General features: G+C 60.7%; 24 protein-coding genes, 1 tRNA gene and 1 pseudogene. 17 read left to right on the forward strand and 9 right to left on the reverse strand.

Annotated elements, in window-relative coordinates:
- Positions 1-409 precede the first annotated feature (409 nt).
- On the reverse strand, positions 410-1,624 hold the full coding sequence (locus tag ACF3ND_RS02035) for a class I SAM-dependent methyltransferase (RefSeq protein ID WP_394063766.1): 1,215 nt from the start codon (positions 1,622-1,624) through the stop codon (positions 410-412).
- A 4-nt stretch (positions 1,625-1,628) separates the two neighbouring features.
- A complete protein-coding gene (locus ACF3ND_RS02040) occupies positions 1,629-1,850 on the reverse strand; it encodes a hypothetical protein (RefSeq protein ID WP_394063768.1) in 222 nt (73 codons plus the stop codon).
- Positions 1,851-1,994: 144 nt separating this feature from the next.
- Here ACF3ND_RS02040 and ACF3ND_RS02045 point away from each other — a divergent pair, with 144 nt between their 5' ends.
- Positions 1,995-2,567, forward strand: a complete 573-nt coding sequence (locus ACF3ND_RS02045) for a class I SAM-dependent methyltransferase (RefSeq protein ID WP_394063770.1) — start codon at positions 1,995-1,997, stop codon at positions 2,565-2,567.
- A 23-nt stretch (positions 2,568-2,590) separates the two neighbouring features.
- Here ACF3ND_RS02045 and ACF3ND_RS02050 read toward each other — a convergent pair whose 3' ends face one another.
- The 3 genes from ACF3ND_RS02050 to ppc all read right to left on the reverse strand — a co-directional run bounded on the left by ACF3ND_RS02050 (position 2,591) and on the right by ppc (position 7,098).
- Complete coding sequence (locus ACF3ND_RS02050; protein ID WP_394063772.1) at positions 2,591-3,031, reverse strand: hypothetical protein; 441 nt, start codon at positions 3,029-3,031, stop codon at positions 2,591-2,593.
- Positions 3,032-3,335: 304 nt separating this feature from the next.
- Positions 3,336-4,118, reverse strand: coding sequence for a sulfite exporter TauE/SafE family protein (locus ACF3ND_RS02055; RefSeq protein WP_394063773.1), 783 nt, complete (start codon positions 4,116-4,118; stop codon positions 3,336-3,338).
- Between the two features lie 142 nt (positions 4,119-4,260).
- Entirely contained in the window at positions 4,261-7,098 is a 2,838-nt protein-coding gene (gene ppc, locus ACF3ND_RS02060; RefSeq protein WP_394063775.1) for a phosphoenolpyruvate carboxylase, read from the reverse strand.
- 165 nt (positions 7,099-7,263) lie between these two features.
- On the opposite strand from ppc, the gene ilvD reads away from it, so the two are divergent.
- The 6 genes from ilvD to ACF3ND_RS02090 all read left to right on the forward strand — a co-directional run bounded on the left by ilvD (position 7,264) and on the right by ACF3ND_RS02090 (position 13,850).
- Positions 7,264-9,123 (forward strand): dihydroxy-acid dehydratase, encoded by a 1,860-nt coding sequence (ilvD, locus tag ACF3ND_RS02065; protein ID WP_394063777.1) that lies wholly within the window; start codon positions 7,264-7,266, stop codon positions 9,121-9,123.
- A gap of 166 nt (positions 9,124-9,289) precedes the next feature.
- On the forward strand, positions 9,290-10,117 hold the full coding sequence (gene nadE / locus ACF3ND_RS02070; RefSeq protein ID WP_394063779.1) for an ammonia-dependent NAD(+) synthetase: 828 nt from the start codon (positions 9,290-9,292) through the stop codon (positions 10,115-10,117).
- A 410-nt stretch (positions 10,118-10,527) separates the two neighbouring features.
- The gene (locus ACF3ND_RS02075) at positions 10,528-11,604 is read left to right on the forward strand and encodes an AI-2E family transporter (protein WP_394063781.1); all 1,077 of its coding nucleotides are present in this window, start codon (positions 10,528-10,530) and stop codon (positions 11,602-11,604) included.
- A 211-nt stretch (positions 11,605-11,815) separates the two neighbouring features.
- Positions 11,816-11,900 (forward strand) — tRNA-Leu (locus tag ACF3ND_RS02080).
- A gap of 134 nt (positions 11,901-12,034) precedes the next feature.
- The gene (locus ACF3ND_RS02085) at positions 12,035-13,162 is read left to right on the forward strand and encodes a site-specific integrase (RefSeq protein WP_394063783.1); all 1,128 of its coding nucleotides are present in this window, start codon (positions 12,035-12,037) and stop codon (positions 13,160-13,162) included.
- 61 nt (positions 13,163-13,223) lie between these two features.
- Positions 13,224-13,850 carry a hypothetical protein gene (locus tag ACF3ND_RS02090; protein WP_070541142.1) on the forward strand — a complete coding sequence of 209 codons (627 nt, stop codon included), beginning with the start codon at positions 13,224-13,226 and terminating at the stop codon, positions 13,848-13,850.
- A gap of 174 nt (positions 13,851-14,024) precedes the next feature.
- Here the strand turns inward: ACF3ND_RS02090 and ACF3ND_RS02095 are convergent, their stop codons facing one another.
- The 4 genes and pseudogenes from ACF3ND_RS02095 to ACF3ND_RS02110 all read right to left on the reverse strand — a co-directional run bounded on the left by ACF3ND_RS02095 (position 14,025) and on the right by ACF3ND_RS02110 (position 15,743).
- Positions 14,025-14,561, reverse strand: a complete 537-nt coding sequence (locus tag ACF3ND_RS02095; protein WP_394063785.1) for a hypothetical protein — start codon at positions 14,559-14,561, stop codon at positions 14,025-14,027.
- Positions 14,562-14,621: 60 nt separating this feature from the next.
- Positions 14,622-14,978, reverse strand: coding sequence for a 4-fold beta flower protein (locus ACF3ND_RS02100; RefSeq protein ID WP_394063787.1), 357 nt, complete (start codon positions 14,976-14,978; stop codon positions 14,622-14,624).
- Positions 14,979-15,095: 117 nt separating this feature from the next.
- Positions 15,096-15,287: pseudogene (locus ACF3ND_RS02105) on the reverse strand (serine/threonine protein phosphatase); the annotation flags it as partial.
- A 171-nt stretch (positions 15,288-15,458) separates the two neighbouring features.
- Positions 15,459-15,743 carry a hypothetical protein gene (locus tag ACF3ND_RS02110; RefSeq protein WP_394063789.1) on the reverse strand — a complete coding sequence of 95 codons (285 nt, stop codon included), beginning with the start codon at positions 15,741-15,743 and terminating at the stop codon, positions 15,459-15,461.
- A 4-nt stretch (positions 15,744-15,747) separates the two neighbouring features.
- On the opposite strand from ACF3ND_RS02110, the gene ACF3ND_RS02115 reads away from it, so the two are divergent.
- The 10 genes from ACF3ND_RS02115 to ACF3ND_RS02160 all read left to right on the forward strand — a co-directional run bounded on the left by ACF3ND_RS02115 (position 15,748) and on the right by ACF3ND_RS02160 (position 22,527).
- Positions 15,748-16,017, forward strand: coding sequence for a hypothetical protein (locus ACF3ND_RS02115; RefSeq protein WP_394063791.1), 270 nt, complete (start codon positions 15,748-15,750; stop codon positions 16,015-16,017).
- Complete coding sequence (locus ACF3ND_RS02120; protein ID WP_394063793.1) at positions 16,014-17,024, forward strand: hypothetical protein; 1,011 nt, start codon at positions 16,014-16,016, stop codon at positions 17,022-17,024. The genes ACF3ND_RS02115 and ACF3ND_RS02120 overlap by 4 nt, the downstream gene beginning before the upstream one ends.
- Complete coding sequence (locus ACF3ND_RS02125; RefSeq protein ID WP_394063795.1) at positions 17,021-17,563, forward strand: hypothetical protein; 543 nt, start codon at positions 17,021-17,023, stop codon at positions 17,561-17,563. The genes ACF3ND_RS02120 and ACF3ND_RS02125 overlap by 4 nt, the downstream gene beginning before the upstream one ends.
- A complete protein-coding gene (locus ACF3ND_RS02130) occupies positions 17,560-18,555 on the forward strand; it encodes a relaxase/mobilization nuclease domain-containing protein (RefSeq protein ID WP_394063797.1) in 996 nt (331 codons plus the stop codon). The genes ACF3ND_RS02125 and ACF3ND_RS02130 overlap by 4 nt, the downstream gene beginning before the upstream one ends.
- A 25-nt stretch (positions 18,556-18,580) precedes the next feature.
- Positions 18,581-18,838, forward strand: a complete 258-nt coding sequence (locus ACF3ND_RS02135) for a hypothetical protein (protein ID WP_231838575.1) — start codon at positions 18,581-18,583, stop codon at positions 18,836-18,838.
- Positions 18,839-19,094: 256 nt separating this feature from the next.
- The gene (gene virB5 / locus ACF3ND_RS02140; protein WP_394063799.1) at positions 19,095-19,820 is read left to right on the forward strand and encodes a P-type DNA transfer protein VirB5; all 726 of its coding nucleotides are present in this window, start codon (positions 19,095-19,097) and stop codon (positions 19,818-19,820) included.
- Positions 19,821-19,834: 14 nt separating this feature from the next.
- Positions 19,835-20,314 (forward strand): hypothetical protein, encoded by a 480-nt coding sequence (locus ACF3ND_RS02145; RefSeq protein WP_394063801.1) that lies wholly within the window; start codon positions 19,835-19,837, stop codon positions 20,312-20,314.
- Positions 20,311-20,571 carry an EexN family lipoprotein gene (locus ACF3ND_RS02150; protein ID WP_394063803.1) on the forward strand — a complete coding sequence of 87 codons (261 nt, stop codon included), beginning with the start codon at positions 20,311-20,313 and terminating at the stop codon, positions 20,569-20,571. Before ACF3ND_RS02145 ends, ACF3ND_RS02150 begins: the two co-directional genes overlap by 4 nt.
- A complete protein-coding gene (locus ACF3ND_RS02155; RefSeq protein WP_236628420.1) occupies positions 20,571-21,647 on the forward strand; it encodes a type IV secretion system protein in 1,077 nt (358 codons plus the stop codon). Before ACF3ND_RS02150 ends, ACF3ND_RS02155 begins: the two co-directional genes overlap by 1 nt.
- Before the next feature lie 646 nt (positions 21,648-22,293).
- Positions 22,294-22,527, forward strand: a complete 234-nt coding sequence (locus ACF3ND_RS02160) for an antitoxin VbhA family protein (RefSeq protein ID WP_263898824.1) — start codon at positions 22,294-22,296, stop codon at positions 22,525-22,527.
- Positions 22,528-22,561 lie beyond the last annotated feature (34 nt).

Consider the following 22,561-nt stretch of genomic DNA (forward strand, 5'->3'; position numbering starts at 1 on the left):
CACTCATGCAGGATTGGCAGCGCATCACTCCAATTGCAGTGTTAGTTCCATCTTTGAAGTGCGTTGCAGCAAATCATGCAGGATGACCGATACAGTGGGCATTGTGAGCCGTTCAAGGAGCTCGAGGGGCAGGTAGGGCGGGTCAGACGGCTTGCCGCAGGCGGGACGCGGGGACGGGAGCTAAGCGTCGTTCTGTTCGACGGCGGCGCTTGTTGCTCGCCTGGGAGGCGAGCAACCCGCCGGAGTTAACGACGCGCCCGGCTACGTGGACCGACCAGGGCACCGGTGCGCAGCACCGGCAAGCAGTCAGCCCAGCCTGCCCCTCGAGCTCCTTGAACGGCGTCTTTACAAAGTCCCATTCTGCTATCGATCAACAGATCCATTCTACTGAATCTGCAACAAACCCTTCTTACAGCCGGTCACGCCGGTCCCCGCTCATGTTCCCCATCAGGGGCGAGGCCATGTGTCGGCCGACCAGCAGCACCTTGAACAATTCGCCCATTTCGGCTTCGGACAGAAGCCTGTTGGCCGAGGCCATGGTGCGCGCCCATTGCTGCTGGACGACGGGGGAGGTGTCCTCGGGCGGGGTGGCCAGGTAATTGGCGATGCCGCAGTTCATCAGGAAACGCGCCTGCGTGGTGTAGCCCAGCACGTCCAGTCCGCCTTCCAGGGCCGCGTCGGCCATGGCGGTGAAGTCCACGTGGGTGGTGATGTCCTGCAGGCCCGCCAGCACCAGGGGTTCGGCGTGCGCCAGATGGCGGAAGTGGCACATCAGGGTGCCCTGGCTGCGCTGGGGATGGTAGTACTCGTGGCGCGGAAAGCCGTAGTCCACCAGGATGGCCGCGCCGCGGCTCAGCCAGGATCCCATGCTGCGCACCCAGGCTTCGGCCTGCAGATTGATTTCCGACAGATAGAAGGGATTGGGCTCCACGCGCTCGGCCACCAGCTGCGCCAGATGTTCCGGGGCGGGGCGGGTGGCCAGGTAGAAGGGCGCGGGCAGGCCGCCCGCGGTGCTGTCGTCGGCGGCGATCACGCCCACTTCCAGCACCTGCTCGTCCTGGCTGAAGGTGAACAGGCTGGCGGGCATGGCGTCCAGGACTTCGTTGGCGATGACGCAGCCCTTGAAGTCGGGAGGGGCGCTGTCCAGCCAGTTGACGCGCGCCTGCAAGGGAGCCAGGCGCTGCTGCTGGCGCTGGCGCAGGTCGGGCGAGACTTCCAGGATGGAATAGATGGGGTCGATGTCGTGGCGGCGCAGTTCCGTGATCAGCGCTTCGGCCAGGGCGCCGCTGCCGGCGCCGAATTCCAGGATGGAGACCGACTGGCTGGCGTACAGGATCTGGGAGACCTGGCGGCTGAGCGTCTGGGCGAACAGGGGCGAGAGCTCCGGGGCCGTGGTGAAGTCGCCTGTGGGCAGCTTGCCGCCGAACTTGGTGCTGCCGCCCGTGTAGTAGCCCAGGCCCGGCGCGTACAGGGCGTGATGCATCCACTGGTCGAAGGGCAGGAAGCCGCCTTCGTCCTCGATGCGCTCCAGCAGGTAGCGGTTGACCTGGTCCAGATGGGCCTTGAGCTCGTCCGACAGGGGAGGCAGGCCGTGGGGCAGGGAGGGGGCGGACAGTACATTCATGGCGTCAATGAGGCGTGTCGTTGGGCGGTTCGGAGTCGGCGCTGGAGGCTGGGCCGGAGCGGGCGTCCCGGGCGCGGGACAGTTGCTGCAAGGTGCGCAGCATGCCGACCAGCATGGCAATCAGGATGGACGCCGCGGCGGCCAGGATGAAATTGCCGAAAATGATCCAGAGAGGCAGGCACAGCACGGCCATCAGCAGGACGGGCTTGCGCAGCAGGGTCTTCATACGCCGTCGGAAAAGAGGGTGGGAACTGCCTCGATTGTAGCCCAGGCCATGCTGCAATCCGATGACCGGGCGAGGCTGGAATTCTCCACGGCGCATCCTGCGCTACCATGTGCGTTTTTACCCGGATATCGAGGGGAGACGACGATGAAAGATACTGGGGAAGCCAGCGCGTGGATGCGGCAATGGGCCCATCTGGCCTCCAATCCCGGCACGGTGCTGGACGTGGCCTGCGGCCGGGGGCGCAATGCGCGTTGGCTGGCGCAGCGCGGGCACACCGTGATCGGCGTGGACCGCGATCCCGAAGCCGTGGCCGCCAGCGCGCCCTATGGGGAAATCGTCCAGGCGGACATCGAGAACGGTCCCTGGCCTTTCGCGGGCCGGCGCTTCGACGCGGTGGTGGTCACCAAATATCTGTGGCGGCCGCTGATGCCCACGCTGCTGGAAAGCCTGGAGCCGGGCGGCGTGCTGATCTACGAAACCTTTGGAGTGGGCAACGAGCAGTACAACACGCCGCGCAATCCCGATTTTCTGTTGCAACCGGGCGAGCTGCTGCGCTGGTGCGCCGACCTGGACATCGTGGCCTACGAGCACGGCTTCCAGTCCAATCCCGACCATATCGTGCAGCGCATCGTGGCCGTGAGGCCGCGCGACGACAGCGGCTCGTTCAGCCGCTACCTGATCAACCCCGGCGAGCCGGCCGGCAGCCTGTGCGCCTGAATTAGAACAAGTAGCTGCGCGCTTTAAGCGTGAGCGTCAACACCAATGGCTCGTCCTTGAAATCGCTGTATGACAGCCATAGCTTTTTCTAGCATTTTCAGGGTGTTTTCATCGTTTCTCGATCGAGCACCTGCAATACCGTCACGTATTTTCTCAATAAAATTAATCTTCTCGTGTGTAAGCTCAGTGACATTGCCGCTTACTGGAATTCTTATTGTCATCGCCATGAATGGAAAGCTTTCGTCTAGAGACATTTCGCCATTTCTTACTTGATTGTTCATCCAATTGAACATTTCAATATTCGACATTTTCGTGAAATCAATCTGTGCTGTTCCAGTATTTTTCTTGCTGGCTGTGGTTGCGGTCAGTGCGTCTGAAAAATTTTTGCTTATTTGTCTATTTTCTGAAATTTTTTTGGTTTCCTGATTTATATATGTATAGTAATTATTCGAACTAATCTTCATGGATTTACTCCTTGATTGATCATCGCTGTATTTTCAGAAAATGCATGCCACGAGAAGCCGTTAAAGCTATTATTATTTTCCTGCGTGTTCGTGTCATCAAACTCTAGATCAACAAGCTCTTTGGTGTCGTTTTCCTGGCTTATGTTTTATATTTTATTTGATTTAATTTAATCTTGGCGTCAATCCGTTTTTGCATTATTTGATAAAAAATGAATGTTTTTTGCTTTTTTGCCGGTTTTTCTTTGATGATGCGAAATTCCATGGCTGGCCGCTTAGAATGATTAATAGCCAAATTGATTGAAAATTACAGCAAATAACTGCGCGCAAGCATGATCACGGCCACCACGGCCGTCAACACGGAGAAGCCCTGCTGCAGGCGTTCGGGCGCGATGTGCGGGGCCACTTGTCGGCCCAGCGCCATGCCGGCCATGGCCGCGCCTACGAAAACCCAGCCGCTGGCGGGTATGAGCGTGCCATGAGCCAGGCTGATGGCCGAGGCGCTGAGCGAGATCAGGGCGATCAGCATCAGGGAGGTGGCCACGATGCTGTGCATGCCCAGGTTGCTGAAGCGTTTGAGCGCCGGCACGATCAGGAAGCCGCCACCCACGCCCAGCATGCCGGAGAACAGGCCGGCCACGGCGCCGATGCCGGCCAACGTGGCCGTGCCCGCGCCGGTCCAGCTCAGCCGGCCGGTGTCCGGGTTCAGGCGGCAAGGGGGCAGGCTTTGGGCGCGTTCCGCGGGGCGGCGCAGCATCTTGCTGGCGATCCACAGCATGATGATGGCGAACACCGTGACCAGCAGTTGTTCGGGCAGGGCATGGCTGATGCGTATGCCGGCGGATGTCATCAAGGCGCCCATGAGGGCCATGAAGACGGCGGCGCGATAGCGCACGATGTGTTTGTGCAGGCCATCCAGCGCGCCCACCAGGGCGGCGGCGCCCACGGCCAGCAGCGCCACCGGGGCGGCGGACGTCATGTCGTAGCCCAGGCCCAGCATCAGGGCGGGAACGGCCAGGATGCCGCCGCCTGCGCCCGTCAATCCCAGCGACAGGCCGGTCAACAGGCCCAGAATGATGGCAAGCGTCATAAGCTCAATGACGCGGGCCCGGCTTGCGCCAGGCCCGCATTCGACCAAAAGAAGAATTCCGATACAGGAATTGTACCGTTTTAACTTCTTTTGGAAATTAGCTTATATATAAAAGTTATAAATAAGACGCCTTGCTATTGCCTCAGCCGGAGTTCCGCAGGCCGGCCGCGATGCCGTTGATGGTCAGGTGGATGACGTGCTGCTTGTTCACCCCATTGCGTATGGCTTTGCGGGCTTTGTCGCTCTGGCCGCGGTGACGGCGCAGCAATTCCACCTGCAGGTGATTGAGCGGATCGATGTAGGCGAAGCGCTCGGCCAGGGCGTCCTGCAGGGCCTGGTCGCGGGCCAGGAGCTCGTGCCCCGTGACCTGGCGGAACATTTCCACGGTCAGGTGGAACTCGTGGCGGATCTGATTGAAGACGTGTTCGCGCAAGGCTTCGTCCTTGACCAGGCCGGCGTACTTGGCGGCGATGTCCAGGTCCGTCTTGGCCAGCACCTGTTCCATATTGGACAGCAGGGTGCGGAAGAAGGGCCAGTCGCTGGCCATTTTCTGCAACTGTTCCAGGCGCTGCTGGCGGGTCAGGCCGTCGTCGGGCACGCCGTATTCCAGGTAGCGGCTCAGCGCCGTACCCACGCCGTACCAGCCCGGTATGGGCAGGCGGCACTGGGCCCAGGAGAAGCTCCATGGGATGGCGCGCAGGTCTTCGATGCGCTGGGTGGCCTTGCGCGAGGAGGGGCGCGAGCCGATGTTCAGACCGGCGATTTCCTGGATGGGCGTGGACTGGAAGAAGTACTGGTCGAAATGTTCGGTGCTGTAGACCAGCTGGCGATAGCTCTGGTGAGCCTGCTCGGACATCCAGGCCATGGCCTGGCCGTAGGCGGCCAGTTGCTCATCGTCGCTGGGCCGGCCGTGGTTGCGGCTGCCCAGGCTGGCTTCCAGCGTGGCGGCCACGAACAGCTCCAGGTGCCAGCGGCCCACGTCGGCGTCCTTGTAGCGGCTCTGGATCATCTCGCCCTGCTCGGTCAGGCGGATCTGGCCGTTCACGGTGCCGGGCGGCTGCGCCAGGATGGCGTCGAAGCTGGAGCCGCCGCCCCGGCCCACGGAACCGCCCCGGCCGTGGAACAGGCGCAGGCGCACCTTGCGGCGCGCGAAGACCTGTGCGAATTCGCGCTCGGCGCGGTACAGCGTCCAGTTGGAGGTCAGGTAGCCGCCGTCCTTGTTGCTGTCGGAGTAGCCCAGCATGACTTCCTGCACGCTGTCCTGCGCATGGCGCACGCGCTGGCGGATCTCGGGCATGTCCAGCCACTGCTGCATGATCTCGGGGCCGCGCTCCAGGTCGGGGATGGTCTCGAACAGCGGCACGACCATCAGGCCTTGCTGGTCGGGATGGCTGGAGCCGGGCACGATCAGCCCGGTCTCCTGTTGCAGCACCAGCACTTCCAGCAGGTCGCTAAGGGTTTCGGTGTGCGAGACGATGGTCTGCTCGATGGCCCGCGCGCCGAAGCGGCGGCGGCATTCGGCGGCCTTGCGCAGGATGGACAGTTCTTTTTCCGTCTCTTCGGAATAGTGATACCAGGGCGAGACCAGCGGGCGGTGGTGGCGCAATTCCGAGCGCAGCAGGGTGATGCGGTCTTCTTCGGACAGGTGCCGGTAGCTGATGGGCTGGCCGTCGAATTCAGTGCCTGCGACGCGGAACAGCTCGTCCAGGACGCGCTCGTGCACGTCCGAACTTTGCCGCAGGTCCAGGGTGGCCAGGTGGAAGCCGAAGACTTCCACGGCCTGGATCAGCGCGTTCAGGCGCAGGCCCGCGATGGCGCCGCCCTTGTTGTCGGCCAGGGAGTCGGCGATCACCTGCAGTTCGGCGGCGAATTCCTGGGGCGTGGCATAGGGCTCGGCGGGGTAGGTGGGGCGGTCGGCCAGCTCGCGGCCCAGCAGGGCCTGGGCGGTGGCGGCCATGCGCGCATACACATGGATGAAGCTGCGCCGGTAGGGCTCGTCCAGCCGGTGTGGCGACGGGTCCTGGCTGCGGGCCGACAGGGCGGCCAGCTCCTTGCTGACGCGGCTCAGGCCGTCGGATACGGATATTTCGGTGCCCAGCAGGCGTATCTGTTCCAGGTAGTGGCGCAGCACGCAGGTGGCCTGGCGCAGCACGGCCTGCTCCACCGTGTCCGGTCCCACGTTGGGGTTGCCGTCCCGGTCGCCGCCTATCCAGCTGCCCATGCGCAGGAAGGCGGGCAGGGGGCGGGCCTTCTGGTCCAGCAGGCTCTTGCCGGGCTTGTCCAGCAGCCGGTCCAGGTCGCGGTAGAGCTGCGGGATGGTGGGCAGGAACGTGGAGCCGTAGTAGGCCAGGGCATTGTCGATCTCGTCCAGCACCGTCAGGCGGTGCTCGCGCAGCATGCGCGTCTGCCACAGCAGCGAGACCAGGCCGGTCAGTTTTTCCTGGATGCGCGCCGTCCGGGCCTCGGTGGCGTCGTGGTCCAGGCTGTGCAGCTCGGCGGCGATGGCCATGTGCACGGCCAGCGTGCTCTGGCGCTGCACTTCCGTGGGGTGAGCCGTCAGCACGGGCATCACGCAGGCTTCCTGCAGATAGCGCCGGATCTTGCGGGCGCTCAGGCCTTCGTCCATCAGGGCCCGGATGGCGTGCTGCAGGCTGCCGGGCAGCTGTTCGGGGCGGTGCTCCAGGCGGCGCCGGTTCTGGTCGCGGTCCTCGGCGATGTTGGACAGGTGCAGGAAATAGGCGAAGGCGCGCGCCACCGAGCGCGCCTGGGTGTCGCTGAGCGCGGGGATGTCCTGCTCCAGGATGCGCGCCTGCCGCGGATCGTGCTCGCGCCGAAAGCCCACGGCGGCCCGGCGCAGGCCTTCGATCAGATTGAAGGTGGCCTTTCCTTCGCTGTCTCGGATGACTTCGCCCAGGGCCTTGCCCAGAAAGCGGATGTCCTGGCGGAGCAGGTTGGAAAGGTCAGGCACGGCCTGCGGCATGATACGTCTCCTGTAGTCAGTTGAGGTGTTTGCAGCATACGGGCAGGAGAGCCGCGCCGGGATATGGGGAGCCATATGATGGTTACCAGCCCCCTGGCGCGCACAAAGCGCCTGCGGACGATTATGATAGATATCTTTACACAGTTTTTTGTCCAGAGAACAGTAATGCCCCAATATCGCTCCCGTACGTCGACCCACGGTCGCAACATGGCCGGCGCGCGTGCCCTGTGGCGCGCCACCGGTATGAAAGACGACGATTTCTCCAAGCCCATCATCGCGGTGGTGAACTCGTTCACGCAGTTCGTGCCTGGTCACGTGCACCTGAAGGACCTGGGGCAACTGGTCGCCCGCCAGATCGAAGCGGCCGGCGGCGTGGCCAAGGAATTCAACACCATCGCCGTGGACGACGGCATCGCCATGGGGCACGGCGGCATGCTGTACTCGCTGCCTTCGCGCGAACTGATCGCCGACTCCGTGGAATACATGGTCAATGCGCACTGCGCCGACGCCATGGTGTGCATCTCCAACTGCGACAAGATCACCCCCGGCATGCTGATGGCCGCCCTGCGCCTGAACATTCCCGTGGTCTTCGTCTCGGGCGGCCCCATGGAAGCCGGCAAGGTCTACTCGCCCGACGGCAAGACCGTGGTGCAGAAGCTGGACCTGGTGGACGCCATGATCCAGGCGGCCGATCCCAACATTTCCGACGAACAAGCGGAAACCGTGGAACGCAGCGCCTGTCCGACCTGCGGCTCCTGCTCGGGCATGTTCACCGCCAACTCCATGAACTGCCTGACCGAGGCCCTGGGCCTGTCCCTGCCCGGCAACGGCTCCATCGTGGCCACGCATGCCCGTCGCCGCGGCCTGTTCGAGCGCGCCGGCAGCCTGATCGTGGACCTGGCCAAGCGCTATTACGAACAGGACGACGAATCCGTGCTGCCGCGCAACATCGCCAGCTTCGGCGCCTTCGAGAACGCCATGACCCTGGACGTGGCCATGGGCGGCTCCACCAACACGGTGCTGCACCTGCTGGCCGCCGCGCAGGAAGCCGGCGTGGATTTCACCATGGCCGACATCGACCGCATCTCGCGCCGCGTGCCCTGCCTGTGCAAGGTGGCGCCCGCCACGCCCGACTACCACATGGAAGATGTGCACCGCGCCGGCGGCATCATGGCCATCCTGGCCGAACTCGGCCGCGCCGACCTGCTGAACCTGGACGTGGGCAATGTGCACAGCGGCACGCTGCGCGAAGCCATCAAGCGCTGGGACATCATGGGTGACAACGTCAAGGCGGTCAGCGACTTCTATCGCGCCTCGCCCGGCGGCATCCCCACGCAGGTGGCCTTCAGCCAGGACCGCTACTACGAAACCCTGGACACCGACCGCGCCAATGGCTGCATCCGCGACAAGGCTCATGCCTACTCGCAGGATGGCGGCCTGGCCGTGCTGTACGGCAACCTGGCCGTCAACGGCTGCATCGTCAAGACGGCCGGCGTGGATGAAAGCATCCTGACCTTCACCGGCAAGGCCCGCGTCTACGAAAGCCAGGAAGACTCCGTGGAGGCCATCCTGGGCGGCCAGGTCAAGGCTGGCGACGTGGTCATCATCCGCTACGAAGGCCCCAAGGGCGGCCCCGGCATGCAGGAGATGCTGTACCCCACGTCCTACCTGAAGTCCATGGGCCTGGGCAAGAGCTCGGCCTTGCTGACGGACGGCCGTTTTTCCGGCGGTTCGTCCGGCCTGGTGATCGGCCACGCTTCTCCTGAAGCGGCCGAAGGCGGCAACATCGCCCTGGTGCAGGACGGCGACACCATCGAGATCGACATCCCGAACCGCCGCATCCACCTGGCCATCTCCGACGAAGAGCTGGCCGCCCGCCGCGCCGAAATGCAATCGCGCGGCGCCAAGGCCTGGAAGCCCGCCAAGCGCGAACGCGTGGTGTCGCAGGCTCTGAAGGCCTACGCCGCCCTGGCCACCTCGGCCGACCGCGGCGCCGTGCGCGACGTTTCGCAACTGGAAAAGTAGGCCGTAGCGTCTGGCCGCAGACCCCATTCCGCCACGGGCGGGGTGGGGGTTTTTCATGGCTGCGCTGTTACCAATTGACGCTCCGGGAGACAGGCTCTTGAACAGCATGGGCTGGCCAGTCCTTTACAATGAGGGCCTTGTTCACTTCGCTGCGAGAGCCTGCGCCATGACTGATGATCAACGCGCCCTGCAACAACGTATCCGTGCCGAGCTCGGCCTGACCGACTCGTTCGACGCCCGACAGGAGATCGAGCGTCGCGTGACCTTCCTGAGCGACTATCTGCAACGCACCGGCACCCGCAGCCTGGTGCTGGGCATCAGCGGCGGCGTGGACTCGCTGGCGGCTGGCTGCCTGGCGCAGCGCGCCGTTGAGCAGGCGCGCAGCCAGGGCCACCAGGCGGAGTTCTTCGCGGTGCGCCTGCCTTATGGCGAGCAGGCCGATGAAGCCGACGCGCAGGGCGGCCTGGCCGTGATCAAGCCCGACCATACCCTGGTCGTCAACGTCAAGCCCGCCACGGACGCCATGCTGGACCAACTGCTGGCCTCCGGGCTGAGCTTCCGCGACGCGGCGCACCAGGATTTCCTGGTGGGCAATATCAAGGCGCGCCAGCGCATGATCGCCCAATACGCTATCGCGGGCGCCCGTTCGGGGCTGGTGGTGGGCACGGATCATGCCGCCGAGGCCTTGATGGGCTTCTTCACCAAGTTCGGCGACGGTGCGGCCGACATCACGCCCCTGGCCGGCCTGAACAAGCGGCGCGTGCGCGCACTGGCTTCCGCCATGGGCGCGCCGGATCCGCTGGTCTACAAAGTGCCCACCGCCGACCTGGAAACCTTGACTCCCCTGAAGCCCGACGAAGACGCCTTCGGCGTCAGCTACGACCAGATCGACGACTTCCTGGAAGGCAAGACCATAGACGAGGACGCCGTACAGACCATTCTGCGCACCTACCATGCCTCCGCCCACAAACGGGCGCTGCCTGTAGCGCCTTGAGCGCGGCGCTGAAAAAAGCCGGGGTGACCCGGCTTTTTTATTCTTCGTCTTTTATAGGCGATGTTGCGGTACTGGCCGGATCTGCGTGGCTCCAGGGGAGCTGATCGGGCTTATTTCATAGTCCGAACCGATATTGGCTTTCAGCTCCCCGTCAGTATGAGCGTAAAATAAGCTCAGCTTTACAATGGAAAAACGGGTATTCGGCCTGCTTCTATCATGCTATTGTCAAACCCTCTCCGGGCACCGGCCCACGCCCTGGCCACGCGTCCTTGCGCCGGCCTCGCCGTTCATGGCGCAGCCAGGCAAGGCGATATTGATGCGGCGCGTAAAGCGCCGCCGCATCGTGGCGAAGAAGCTCCGGCCGCAAGGCCAGAGTTCTAGACAACCAGACTCGAGGGTCACCACGCTATATGCAACCTGTCTTACCCGCATTCCTGATCGCCCGCTGGCTGCTGCTGCTCCTGCTTGCTGCGGGCGTGTATTTCCTGAGTGGTTTCCTGGTTCCCGTGCTGGCGGCGCTGATCATCGGCCTGGCCAGCTGGCCGCTGTACAAGCATCTGGTGGCGTACTGCAACGGTCGTACGGCCTTGTCGGCCAGCATCGCGCTGCTCATCATCACCCTGGTCCTGATCGTGCCGCTGTCGCTGGCCCTGTCCTTCGCCATCAAGGAGGCCGGCAGCTTCATTACCTGGGCGCTGGCGGCCAACCGCTACGGCACGCCTACGCCGGAATGGATCAAGGCCATGCCCCTGGTGGGCGAGCGCCTGACGGAATACTGGCAGACCTACCTGGGCGAGCCGCACGCCCTGGGCGAAATGGTGGAGATGGTCAGCGGCCAGCACCTGGGCAATATCTACCGCATGGTGCTGTCGGCCACGGGCAACGTGTTCCACCTGCTGTTGACCGTGCTGTTCATGCTGATCACCCTGTTCTTCATCTTCAAGGACGGAGACCGCCTGCTGGGCCAGCTGGACATCGTGGGCGAGCGCATCCTGCCCGGCCGCTGGCGGCGGTTTTCCCGCGTGGTGCCCGCCACCGTCAACTCCACCGTCACCGGCATGGGCCTGATCGCCCTGGGCGAGGGCGTGGTGCTGGGCATCGCCTACTGGATCGCCGGCGTGCCTTCGCCCGTGCTGCTGGGCGTCATCACCGGCTTCATGGCCCTGATCCCGGGCGGGGCGCCGCTGTCCTTCACCCTGGTGTCGCTGTACCTGGTGGGCTCCGGCCACCTGGTCGCCGGCGTGGGGCTGTTCCTGTGGGGCTCCATCGAACTGTTCATCGTGGACAAGACCCTGCGCCCGCGCCTGGTCGGCGGCCCCGTGAAACTGCCCTTCCTGCCCACCTTCTTCGGCCTGGTCGGCGGCGTGCAGACCATGGGCATCGTCGGCCTGTTCATCGGCCCGGTGCTGATGGCCCTGCTGGTCGCCATCTGGCGCGAATGGATACGCAACGGCGAAGCCGCGCACCCGCCCGTGGAAGTCGATTGAACCCGCTTCAGAAATGAACCCCGCATTCCACACAAACGGCCCGGCAATAGCCGGGCCTTTTGCATAGGGCAGGGCCCGCCAAGGCCCAGCCCACGCGGGCGCCCGCCCGCCTGTATCAAAAAAGCCCGAACCAGGCTTGTCACACCAGCCCGAAACCTGCGTATAATACGCATCTTCCCTTCCACACCTGGATTCCCAGGTGCCACACGCAGCCCGGGTGGTGAAATTGGTAGACGCAGGGGACTCAAAATCCCCCGCCGCAAGGCGTGCCGGTTCGATTCCGGCCCCGGGCACCATCTCCAAATCTTCCGCTAATTCAAGCCGTTAGAAGATTTCGCAGTACAAGCCCCGCACCGGGGGATTTTCCTAAAATTGTGGTCAGGTACAGTTTCGGTACAGTGATGCGGCGCTAGCCCCATACGGAGTACTCATGGCTACGATCGTTAAGACTTCCTCGGGCACTTGGAAAGCCCTCATTCGCAAGACAGGCTGGCCGGCCACGGCCAAGACGTTCCGCACCAAGCGGGATGCCGAAGACTGGGCGCGCCGTACCGAAGACGAAATGGTACGCGGCGTATATATCCAGCGCGCACCCGCCGAGCGCATGACCGTCGAAGCGGCACTGACCCGCTACCTCAAGGAAGTCACACCCACCAAGCGGGCCTCGACACAAGCCGGCGAGCACAAGAAGGCGCAGGTCATCATCCGGCATCTTGGCAAGTACTCGATGGCCGCCTTGAACGCCGAGATCGTGGCGCAGTTCCGTGACACGCGACTGGCTGGCGACGTGGACAAGAACGGCAAGCTACGCCCACGCAGTAACAACACGGTACGCTTGGAACTGGCCCTGCTGGGTCACCTGTTCACCGTCGCCATCAAAGAATGGGGCATTGGCCTCCCCTTCAATCCAATCTCCAACATTCGCCGCCCGGCCCCCGGCTCGGGCCGCAACCGGCGATTGACTCCCGAAGAGCAGAACCGTCTGCTACAAGCCGTCGATAAGCATTCGAACCCGATGTTCGGCTGGATCGTCCGCATTGCCGTCCAGACCGGCATGCGGCTGTCTGAGATTGCGACGCTACGCATTCGGCAAGTGGACATCGAGCGGCGCGTCGTTCGGCTGGAGCACACCAAGAACTCTTCGCCCCGTACCGTCCCGCTGACTGCCGAGGCAACGCGCGTGTTCACCGCGGCGCTTGCCAACCCCGTTCGACCTGCTGAAACCGAATTGGTGTTCTTCGGCGAACCCGGCCGGGATGGCATACGACGCCCCTACCTGTTCGACAAAGCGTGGACCGATGCCAAGCGAGCAGCGGGCCTTGAAGACTTCCGCTTTCACGACCTGCGACACGAGGCTGTCAGCCGGTTCGTGGAAGCCGGCTTGAGCGATCAGGAGGTATCGGCCATCAGCGGCCACAAGTCGATGCAGATGCTCAAGCGCTATACGCACCTGCGGGCCGAAGACCTGGTGCAGAAGCTGGACCGCCTCGCGCGTCGCGCGCCGTCCACTTCTAAACAACGGAGTGAGGCCGACTCCCAAACAGAGAGCAACGCGTAATCGCTCCATCGCGTTGCCATAATGAATAACCGATTGTCTTAACCTACGGAGGAAGCTAGTTTTGCATACCGCTATCAAGATCGTCGCCATCAGCAGCCTTGCTCTTACCCTTGCCGCGTGCGGCAGCGCCAAGGACGCCAACAAGAGCAACTTCAGCAAGGCCATACAGGCATACCTGGATACTCAGAAGGGCCTGTGCGCTGCGATTCCTGCAAAGGGCTTGCCGTTCACCCTGGCGAATCAAGACATGCTGGGCGGTCAGAGCAAGAAGCGCGCCGACGCGCTGGTCGATGCCGGGCTGCTGACGAAGCGAGACACCGAAGTCAAAGCCATGTTCGGCAACAAGATGGAGCCGGCCACCGAGTACCAAATCACTGACACCGGCAAGAAATTCCTCGTCGCCAATGGTGCCAATACGATGGCTGGACAAGATGCCTTCTGCACCGGCAAGTACACCGTTGTGGAAGTGAGCAACTTCACTGAACCCAGCGACATGATGGGCGTAAAGCTGTCGCAGGTGAACTACCGCTACAAGGTAGAAGGTGCAGATGACTGGGCCAAATCGGAAGGCATGCGTGCCAATTACAAGAATTTTGCGGAACAGACCCAGGGAGATATACAGGGTAAAGCGGCAGTCATCCTGACCAATGATGGATGGATGCACGAGCGCCTGTTCAAGCGCGGATAATAACCCCGAGCCAGCTGTAAAACGAAAGGCCTTTCACCGTAAGTGAAGGGCCTTTTCTTTGGTTCTACGCCGATCTGCGAGGTGGTTGGGGGGCGCGGAACGACCAAAGCAGACAATTGCTAAAGCATGAATTATGCGGTGCCGGAAGGCGTCGCCGGCTTGATTGGACTCACTCTATGTCAGCTTGACAGCGCGAATCGACTTGCGCAGGTTGTCCGCAAAGCTAGGATTAGCTCCACACTCGACAGCCAGCTTGAAGAATTCTTCTGATGCGTGATGTGGATGCAAGCGATACTGGCGCACACATGATCGAGCGTACGGGCCCAACTCAACAATATCACTGCCAGTAAGATAAGAAGAACCAGCCTCACGTCTGAACTTCTCAATCGCCGCTGTCGGCAAGTCGGGGCCGCAAATAAAGTACTCAAGATGCTTTAAAAAGTGCGGGTGCCTCAGTATCTCCGCACCAGACGTCCCATTTTTCTCGAAAATTTCCTGGCGCGACTTACCTCGACCTGTCGGGTTGAACTCAGGAACAGTGAAGTAGGCCATTCGCACTTCGGGAACAATATCACGCCCAAGAAGGCTTGAAGCTAGAGCCTCCATAGGTGCGAGCGAGCCCCGCAGTTCCTCGTGGTTCCGCCAGTCAAAACAAATTTCTTTGAACAGGGTTTGCTCTTCAGCGGTAAGGGGGATGTCTGGTTCTCTCAAACTGAGCCCTCATGAACTAGCTAAGCCGACCGAAAACGGCGGGCCGGTTTAAGCGCCGGGTTAAACGCCAAAATACTCAGCCGCATTGTGACGGGACCAGCCGCCCTGCCCAGGTTTGCCGGGAGTACCGGAGAAGCCTGGCCTTCCTGGGGTACCTGAAAAGCCTGGCATACCCGGAGTTCCGCCAACTCCAGGAACGCTAGGGAGGCTACCGGTACGGTTGCGCGTGAATGCGAGAGCGCAGTTGTTACTATCATAGATGACGCCACCGTCAAACCAACCAATGTGGCTCCCACTTAGCGAGTAGACATTACTTCCGTTGACCCACCCAACAACATGTCCTCGATTGCTACGTACTTTGTTCCCGTCAAGGATAAGACTCGCCACTCCACGGCCATCAAACATCCAATCTGCCATTTTTTTGTCCTTAGAGTACAACTCACGATAAAGGTAAGCAGACCGCCTTAGCAAGATCCGCTTGATCGCTGGGTTAGTGCCTATTTGAAATCTGTGTATAGATGACTAACACATATTCCACATACGCTGCATCCCAATCAGCACATCGACCGATTCAGGGCCTCGGTCTACAAGGTCCCCTACGGAAAACAATCGGTCCTTTTCTGGCGGGAACTTTACGGCAGCCAGTGCGACCTCAAGCCGAACAAAATGACCATAGATGTCACCCACCGCGAAATCACGGGCGTTGCACGGGCGTTGGCATTCAATTGAAAGCGCCGGATTCGGACATTACCGGGCGTCATTCCAAATTCCATAAAACTCCCTACCGACTTGTCCTGCATACCCGTCATGATACGTGGATCTCCACGGTAGCGTGACACGTAATCCGCTGATCCTGGTGTCATCACTTCGAATGCGGGGCCAACAGCGTAAGCACGCTCACATCGTTGGTAATTTTCCACAAAATTTTTCCTTGTCCATCGACGTTTCAGACGCCGAAATCAGGGCACATCTCTGACCGCGCCTAAGCCCTTGATTTCCAGATTCATCTTGCTTGATCGCTTCATCGCAAGAAAACCAATGTGCCATATCTTGGCATTTGGCGATAGCTAATCCTGGCTTTTGCCGCCACCCCATTTTGGCATTTAAAATCAATGACTTAAATTTGACATCCATGCCTTCACGGTAAAGACTGGCATTACCTACGGTGAACTTGTGAGGCATATGAATGACTACTGGAGAATATTTGTTGGGACGGTTTGGCCCGTTGATGAGCATCGTTGACGTTGCCACCTTGCTAGGTCGATCTCCCGATGGCGTCCGCGTTGCGCTTTATACCGATACCGATTTTTCGCGCAAGCTGAAACCAGCCATGCTACGGGTCGGCCGCCGCGTTTATTTTCGGACGTTGCAGGTCACGGAAGCGCTGAATCTGGAACAGCCGGCAGACGATGAAATCACGCCCGCAGAGGTCGCTACGCGAGGGCCGCACGCATGAGTCGGCAAAGAACCATCAACGACCAGATATGGCGCTCAAATCGCCTGTCAGGCTGCACGGTCGAAGACCGCTATGCGCTGTTCTATTTCCTGACCTCACCATTCAGCAATGTGATCGGCGCCTATGAAGTCGTCCTGCGCGTTGCAGCCTCGGAAATGGGTTGGGATGTCGAGTCGCAACTGATAAACGTGATCCGCCGGCTTGTTGACGCCGATCTAATCTATTTCGACGCTGACGCGAACTACGTCTGGGTAAAGGTCTGGTGGGATCACAACTCCGCCAAGATGGCCGTCGCGTCCACACTCAGGAAGAAGACACTCCAACAGATCGAAGCCCTTCCCGAACGCTGGCGCAACGACTATGTGGACGACTTCATCAATCGGCTGCCGGCCGACGACCCGCTGCGAGATACGGTAGCCAGTGCATTGGCGTCTCCTAGCGATAGGGTATCGACAGCCTATGCCGACCCTAGCGATAGCCAATCATCGATTCACAGCGCCCCACACGACGCGCTTATTAATCAAGGAGTTGGCGAACCCGATACCCTATGCACACCCTATCCAAACCGTATGGATAGGCGGCCGGGTAACACTACTACTAACACTAACTCTATCTATAACACTACTACTACAACGGGAACCGGCAACGGCTTGCAATACCCTAGCTCGCTGGCTCCTGCTGAAAGGATGTCGATACAGAATCTGATCGCCAACATTCCCGCCGAAAGCGCCCAGGCTTTGCTTGACGAACTGGAAGGTGCAATCAAGAAACCGGGCACCATCAGAACAACGAAGGTCGCTTACCTCAAAGGACTTGTTGACCGCCACCGCACAGGCGGATTCGTGCCGGCTGCTGGCATCCCGATAGCAACCAGAAGGGAACGTCTGACAGCGGCTCGGGATATGTCGCCCACATCGGAATCTGTACCGCTCAGCAAAGCTGAATCGCTAGCCCGGCTTCAGGACCTGAAGGCCAAGTTGAGCATGCACGCGAGGACGCCAAAATGAAAACCAACAAGGCCACACTAAGTGTTCGACTAGATAGCGATCTGAAGCGACGTTGGCAGGTGTTCTGCGTCCGCCAGGGCAGCACCCCCAGCGACGCACTGAGACAGGTCATCGTTCGATTACTCAACGGCTCAACAACAGCCAGTTCGCCCACTCCATCAACACATGAGCAACCCGATACTTCGCGTCGCCGCCTGGAACTCCGCCTGACTGAGACGGAATACGCCCGTATCGAGGCACTGGCCTTGCAGCAGGGCATGTCCGCCAATCGCTGGGTCATCCACCTGATACGGGCCAATCTCAGCGGCGAACCACAGTTCGGCATGACGGAGCTGCGAACGCTGGGCGAATCGAATTCGAGGCTGCTTGCCATCGGCCGCAACCTGAACCAGATCGCCAGGCATATGAACGCGGGACGCGCGCTGGAGACGGTGGTGACCGCTGAGCGTATCGACACACTGACCCGTCATATCAAAACCCACACCGCGCGGGTGGCAGACATCATGCGCGCCAACATTGACCGCTGGAGGCTGGAATGAGTCTGGTCATTGATGGAATTTTGAAGGACTGGGGCGAACGCATCTATACCAAGCCCGTCACCAGCCAAGGCGTAAAGCGCACGGTGACGCGATCACGCACTTCGCCACCCTCTACGCCTCTACTGCTGACCGGCAGCGCTCGGGTCCGTGACAAGTTGATGCTCACCACTCGCAAAGCGCCCGAAGTCATGGTGAAGATCTCCGGCGGCGGCAAAGGCATCGCGCAGGTGAAAGCACACCTCGACTACATATCGCGCAACGGCCTGGTAGCGTTGGAGAACGAAGACGGGGAAATCATCCTTGGCCGTGAGGCAGTGCAGGACGTTCGCGACGAATGGAAAAGCGGCCAGTACGGGTTGCCTGACAACGGCTCGCGGCGCGAAACGTTCAATATCGTGCTGTCCATGCCACCCGGCACCGACCGACGCGCAGTCAATGACGCTATCCGTGCATTCGCGAAAACGGAATTCGGCGCCAACCACGCGTATGTCTTCGCAATCCATGACGATGAAGCCCATCCCCACGGTCACCTTTGCGTTAAGACGCTCGGTCTCGACGGCAGCCGGCTCAATCCACGAAAAGCGGACCTGCAACGCTGGCGGGAGCGCTTCGCCGAGGCACTGCGTGAACAAGGCATCGAGGCCAATGCCACACCGCGTAGGGCACGGTCTAACACGCATGCTACGGTCAAGCAGGCGACGCGACATGCCGCCAAACGTGGCAAGAGCGCCAAAGCGGCCGAGCGGGAACAACGCAAGCTTTCGGGCGTTTCACGTGCCATCAGGAATGGCTACGGGCACATTGCGAAAGCCTTGGCCGCTGGAGACATACAGGACAAATCGCTTGCCGTGGAAATTGTGCGGTTCCTTGATCCCTCGCACGACAAGACGCTACAGGTCCCACAGCGTAGCCAGAGCAGCACAGAAGTGACCAAGGACGCCCAGCAACTGGATAAGACCAACCACCCAGGCAAAGACGACCTGAGCCGTTGATTGATTGCGCAAGAAGGACCATAAGATGGCTTTACGCTACGACGCGCTGCAAGACTACTGTGATGATCCAGCGCGCACCGGTGATGTGCAGGTCATTCTGTATGCGCACTACTGGAAGGGCTTTGCGTTGGCCGTGCAGGACGGCACTACAGAGCACCGCGTCATGGACGACAAGGGTCGACCGTACCGGTTCCGAACCGTAGAAATGGCCTTGGCGGAACTGGCGAACATCTCGTATCTATCGGACCGCATCATCATTGACCGTCGCGCGTGGTCGCCGTAGTCGGAAACTACTTTGCATTAACCGTAAGTACAATCAACTTCGGTTGTACCTTTAATCACAACGAACGTTGCACCGCCCCAAGGACGCCTAGCGTACCGGGTGCCGACCCGAAAAGAAGGGTTCCGACCGCCGAGAGCAGATCGGCCGCTTAGTCGCCCCAAGGACGCACAGTCGTACTGGGCGCGGTCACTGAACAGACCGACAGACCGGACAGTACGGTCCTACGTTCGCCCTCAACCTCTCAGGAGTGGCGAACATGAAGAAACTATCAGCCTCTTGCATTCTGGCCGTCGGCATTGCCGCGTCGTCGGCCGCCTTCGCACAAATCCCCGTGACGGATGGTGCTTCCATCGCCAAGAGCGTGGAAAACCAGATCGAAACAATGGCGAAGTGGAAGATGCAGTACGACCAGATGGTCAGCCAGATCGACCAGATGAAGCAGCAATACGCTGCGGTCACTGGCACGCGCGGCATGGGCGAACTGTTCAACAACCCGCAGCTGCGTGACTACCTGCCGCAAGACTGGCAAGGGGTCTATGACAGCGTGAAATCAGGCGGCTATGCTGGCCTGAGCGGGCGCGCAGAATCCATCTACGACAACAACAAGGTGTATGACGCCTGCACCGGCTTCACCTCGAACGAGCAGCGCACCAACTGCGAAGCGCAGGCCGTCAAGGGCGCGCAAGACAAAGCCTTTGCGCTCGACGCCTACGACGCGGCGAAGAAGCGCCTCAGCCAAATCGACCAGTTGATGAGGCAGATCAATCAGACACAGGACCCGAAAGCCATTGCTGAACTGCAAGGCCGCATCGCGGCCGAGCAGGCCATGATTCAGAACGAGCAGACCAAGCTACAGATGTACCAGATGGTCGCGGCAGCGGAAGACCGGTTGCAGGAACAGCGCCAGCGTGAAATCAACGCGAAGGTCCTGGCGAATCGTGAATACACGAAGCATCAGCCTTTCAATCTGCTGGATAAATAAGAGGAGACAAGCCCATGATTTCCTATATTCACATCCCTGTTTTGGCAATTTGCTTTTTCACACTGATGTTCATGCGCCGGTGGTGGCAATGCATAGACCGCCTTGGTTTCACGCGCGAGGTCGGCCGCCGCGCGCCTTCGCTTGTTCAAGGTGACATTCTGGGCGCAGCCTTCGCCATCCTCCCCTTCGTGATCGCGGCGCTAGATTGGTCCGGGGTTGTCCTGCCCGGCCAGTCGAGTCCGACGTCTTCATGGATGGCGGCATTGATTTCACTGTCCTGCCTCGGTGGTTGCGCGCTCGTCCTGCGCAACTCTAGCGGGCGAATCGCAGGCAATTGGGCTGGCACGCGTGAAAGCGCACTTCGCACAGTTGCGGCGCTACGCATCATCGACGCGGCCGAGCTGGCTCACGCACTCGGCGTATTGCAGCAGCACGAGAGCCGATACACCGGCGGCCGAACCATCGAAATCAACGCACAGGAGATGCGGAAATGAAAAAGCTCGTTCTCACCCTTTTCGTCGCAGCAACACTCGCGGGCTGCGACCAGACCGAGCCGGTCCAAACCGTGGATTGGTACAAAGCGCACGATGCCGAGCGCACTGCGATGGTTTCCAAGTGCCGGAATAACCCTGGCGAGTCGGACGCATCACCGAACTGCATAAATGCCGTCACCGCCCAGAACAATCTGACGGTAGAGAAGCGCGGATACACAAAGCATGAGCCAATCAATGTGCTCGAAGGGGGCAAATAGTGGCAATTGAATCTAATATCTTTGAATGGATGGGCGAAAGCATCGACATGACGCTGAACGCATTTGTTCAGGTGACGTCGGGCAATGTCATTTCCATGTTCACTGACATCTTCATCTACGGCGGCACGCTCACACTCGTGATGATGGGATTCGCCATCATCTTCGGATATGTCGAAGCCCCTGCCTCAAACTTCATGAAGACTTGCGGGAAGTTCATCGTCATTGGCGGTTTGGCAATGAGCGCCCCTACGTACCTGTCATGGGTTGTCGAGGCATTGCGCGGCCTGGAAACGGGCGTCGCTGACGCCTTTTCGGCATCCGGCAGCAGTACGTCCGCAACCTCGGTTTATCAGGTGCTCGATAAGGCGGTGTCCGATGGCTTCCAGATCGGCGGCGATATGCTCGACAAGATGGGAAAACGGCGCTGGTATGAGATTGGCATGGTGTTTTGGGACCTACTAAACGCCCTAATCATCTACGCCGCCACGCTCATCATTGCCATTCCGGCAGGGGCAATGGTGATCGTTGCCAAAATCATGCTCACCCTCATGCTTGGCATCGGGCCGTTCTTCATCGCCATGCTGATGTTCCCCGTCACCGCGAAATGGTTTGATAGCTGGTTTGGCCAAGTGATGACCTACATCATGCAAATCGCCTTGGTGACAACGGTTCTCGGCATGGGCATGAAGTTCTTCAGTGCACTTACGGCCAAAGTTTTGGCCGTCACCACTGACCATCCTATTGCCACAATGCTTGAAATCCTGATCGTCACGGGCGTCACCCTGTTCTTGCTGCAACGCGCATATGAGGCAGCATCGCACCTGGCCGGAGGCGTGTCCTCGGCGGGTATCACGCTTAGGCAAGTCAGCCAGGCCGCCGCATCCCCCGTAACTCAAGTTCTCAACCGTCAAACAACTCGCCGCGACATGCAAAGCGGCATGATGGTCACCGGGGGCCGGCTCAATCATCTCGCAGCAGGCAACACAATGTGGAACCCAGCGTACCGGCAACACGTCTTGCAGAACATGGGCAAAAACTGGGGGCCGGCTACAGGCGGCTCAGTCAAAGGCGAATAGCCCGCCATCTGCCCCTGCATTGGCCTCGCTTTCGGCGAGGCCCTTTCATTCCTAGCGGCAAAACTCCGCGCTTCGCTTGGGCAACCTCTTCGGTTGCATCCCGCGTCCGATCTTGCCGGACTGGCTGCGGGGGCAGGCCCGGCGGCTTCGCCTTGTTCCTACCCCTTGCCACAGGCTGCACGGCCTCCAGATGGGTCAAGGGTAAAGGCTACGCCCGGTATCCTCACCCGTTCCCTACGCTCCGCTTCGGGCTGCGGCTTCCGGTCCCGCCCTGGCCCCCTCTTCCAGCCAAACAACGTCAGGAGCGGTGCTCTCAAGCGGATGGCGGGTCAAGGGGTTGGTGCGGCCCGCAGCCCCGCAGGGCGAGGACACGGCCCCTTGACGCGGCAGGAGCGCCCCACGCTATGCCCCGGGGACAGGAGTTCCGGGCCAGCGGCCCGTAACCCCTGCCCCCGAGGCTCCCGCCGGCGAGGGTGGAGAGTCCAGAGAGGCAAAGCCTCTTTGGAAACTACGATACAGGCTAATACAGGCGATCCATAGCAGGTAAAACAAGACAATTTCAGCGCCCCCCCCTGAGGTTGCGAGTACCTAAGCCAAAATACGCGTACCTCTTGTAAAATCGAGTTACCTACAGCAAGGAGACACCATGGCTGGCGAAGGTAAATGCGGGTTACAGCCCCACAAAACCATATCAGAGACCGAACGCTGTCGACGCCAATCGGCTGTTAACTACGCGCGGGCCTCCGTCGGTCTAGAAGGTTTCTCGCTCAGTGAAGCCGATGAGGCCCACGCCCAGCGTTTCATCCATGGTCAGATCAGCCTGCAAGAGTTTGTGCAGCCGCGCGCTGACGCGTTAACGCTCCCAAAGTCTTCGTCATGACGAAGGAATTTAGAGCTTGGGGACTAGTGCAGGA

The sequence above is a fragment of the Alcaligenes sp. WGS1538 genome (assembly GCF_043187505.1).
In the GTDB taxonomy this organism is placed as follows: domain Bacteria; phylum Pseudomonadota; class Gammaproteobacteria; order Burkholderiales; family Burkholderiaceae_B; genus Alcaligenes.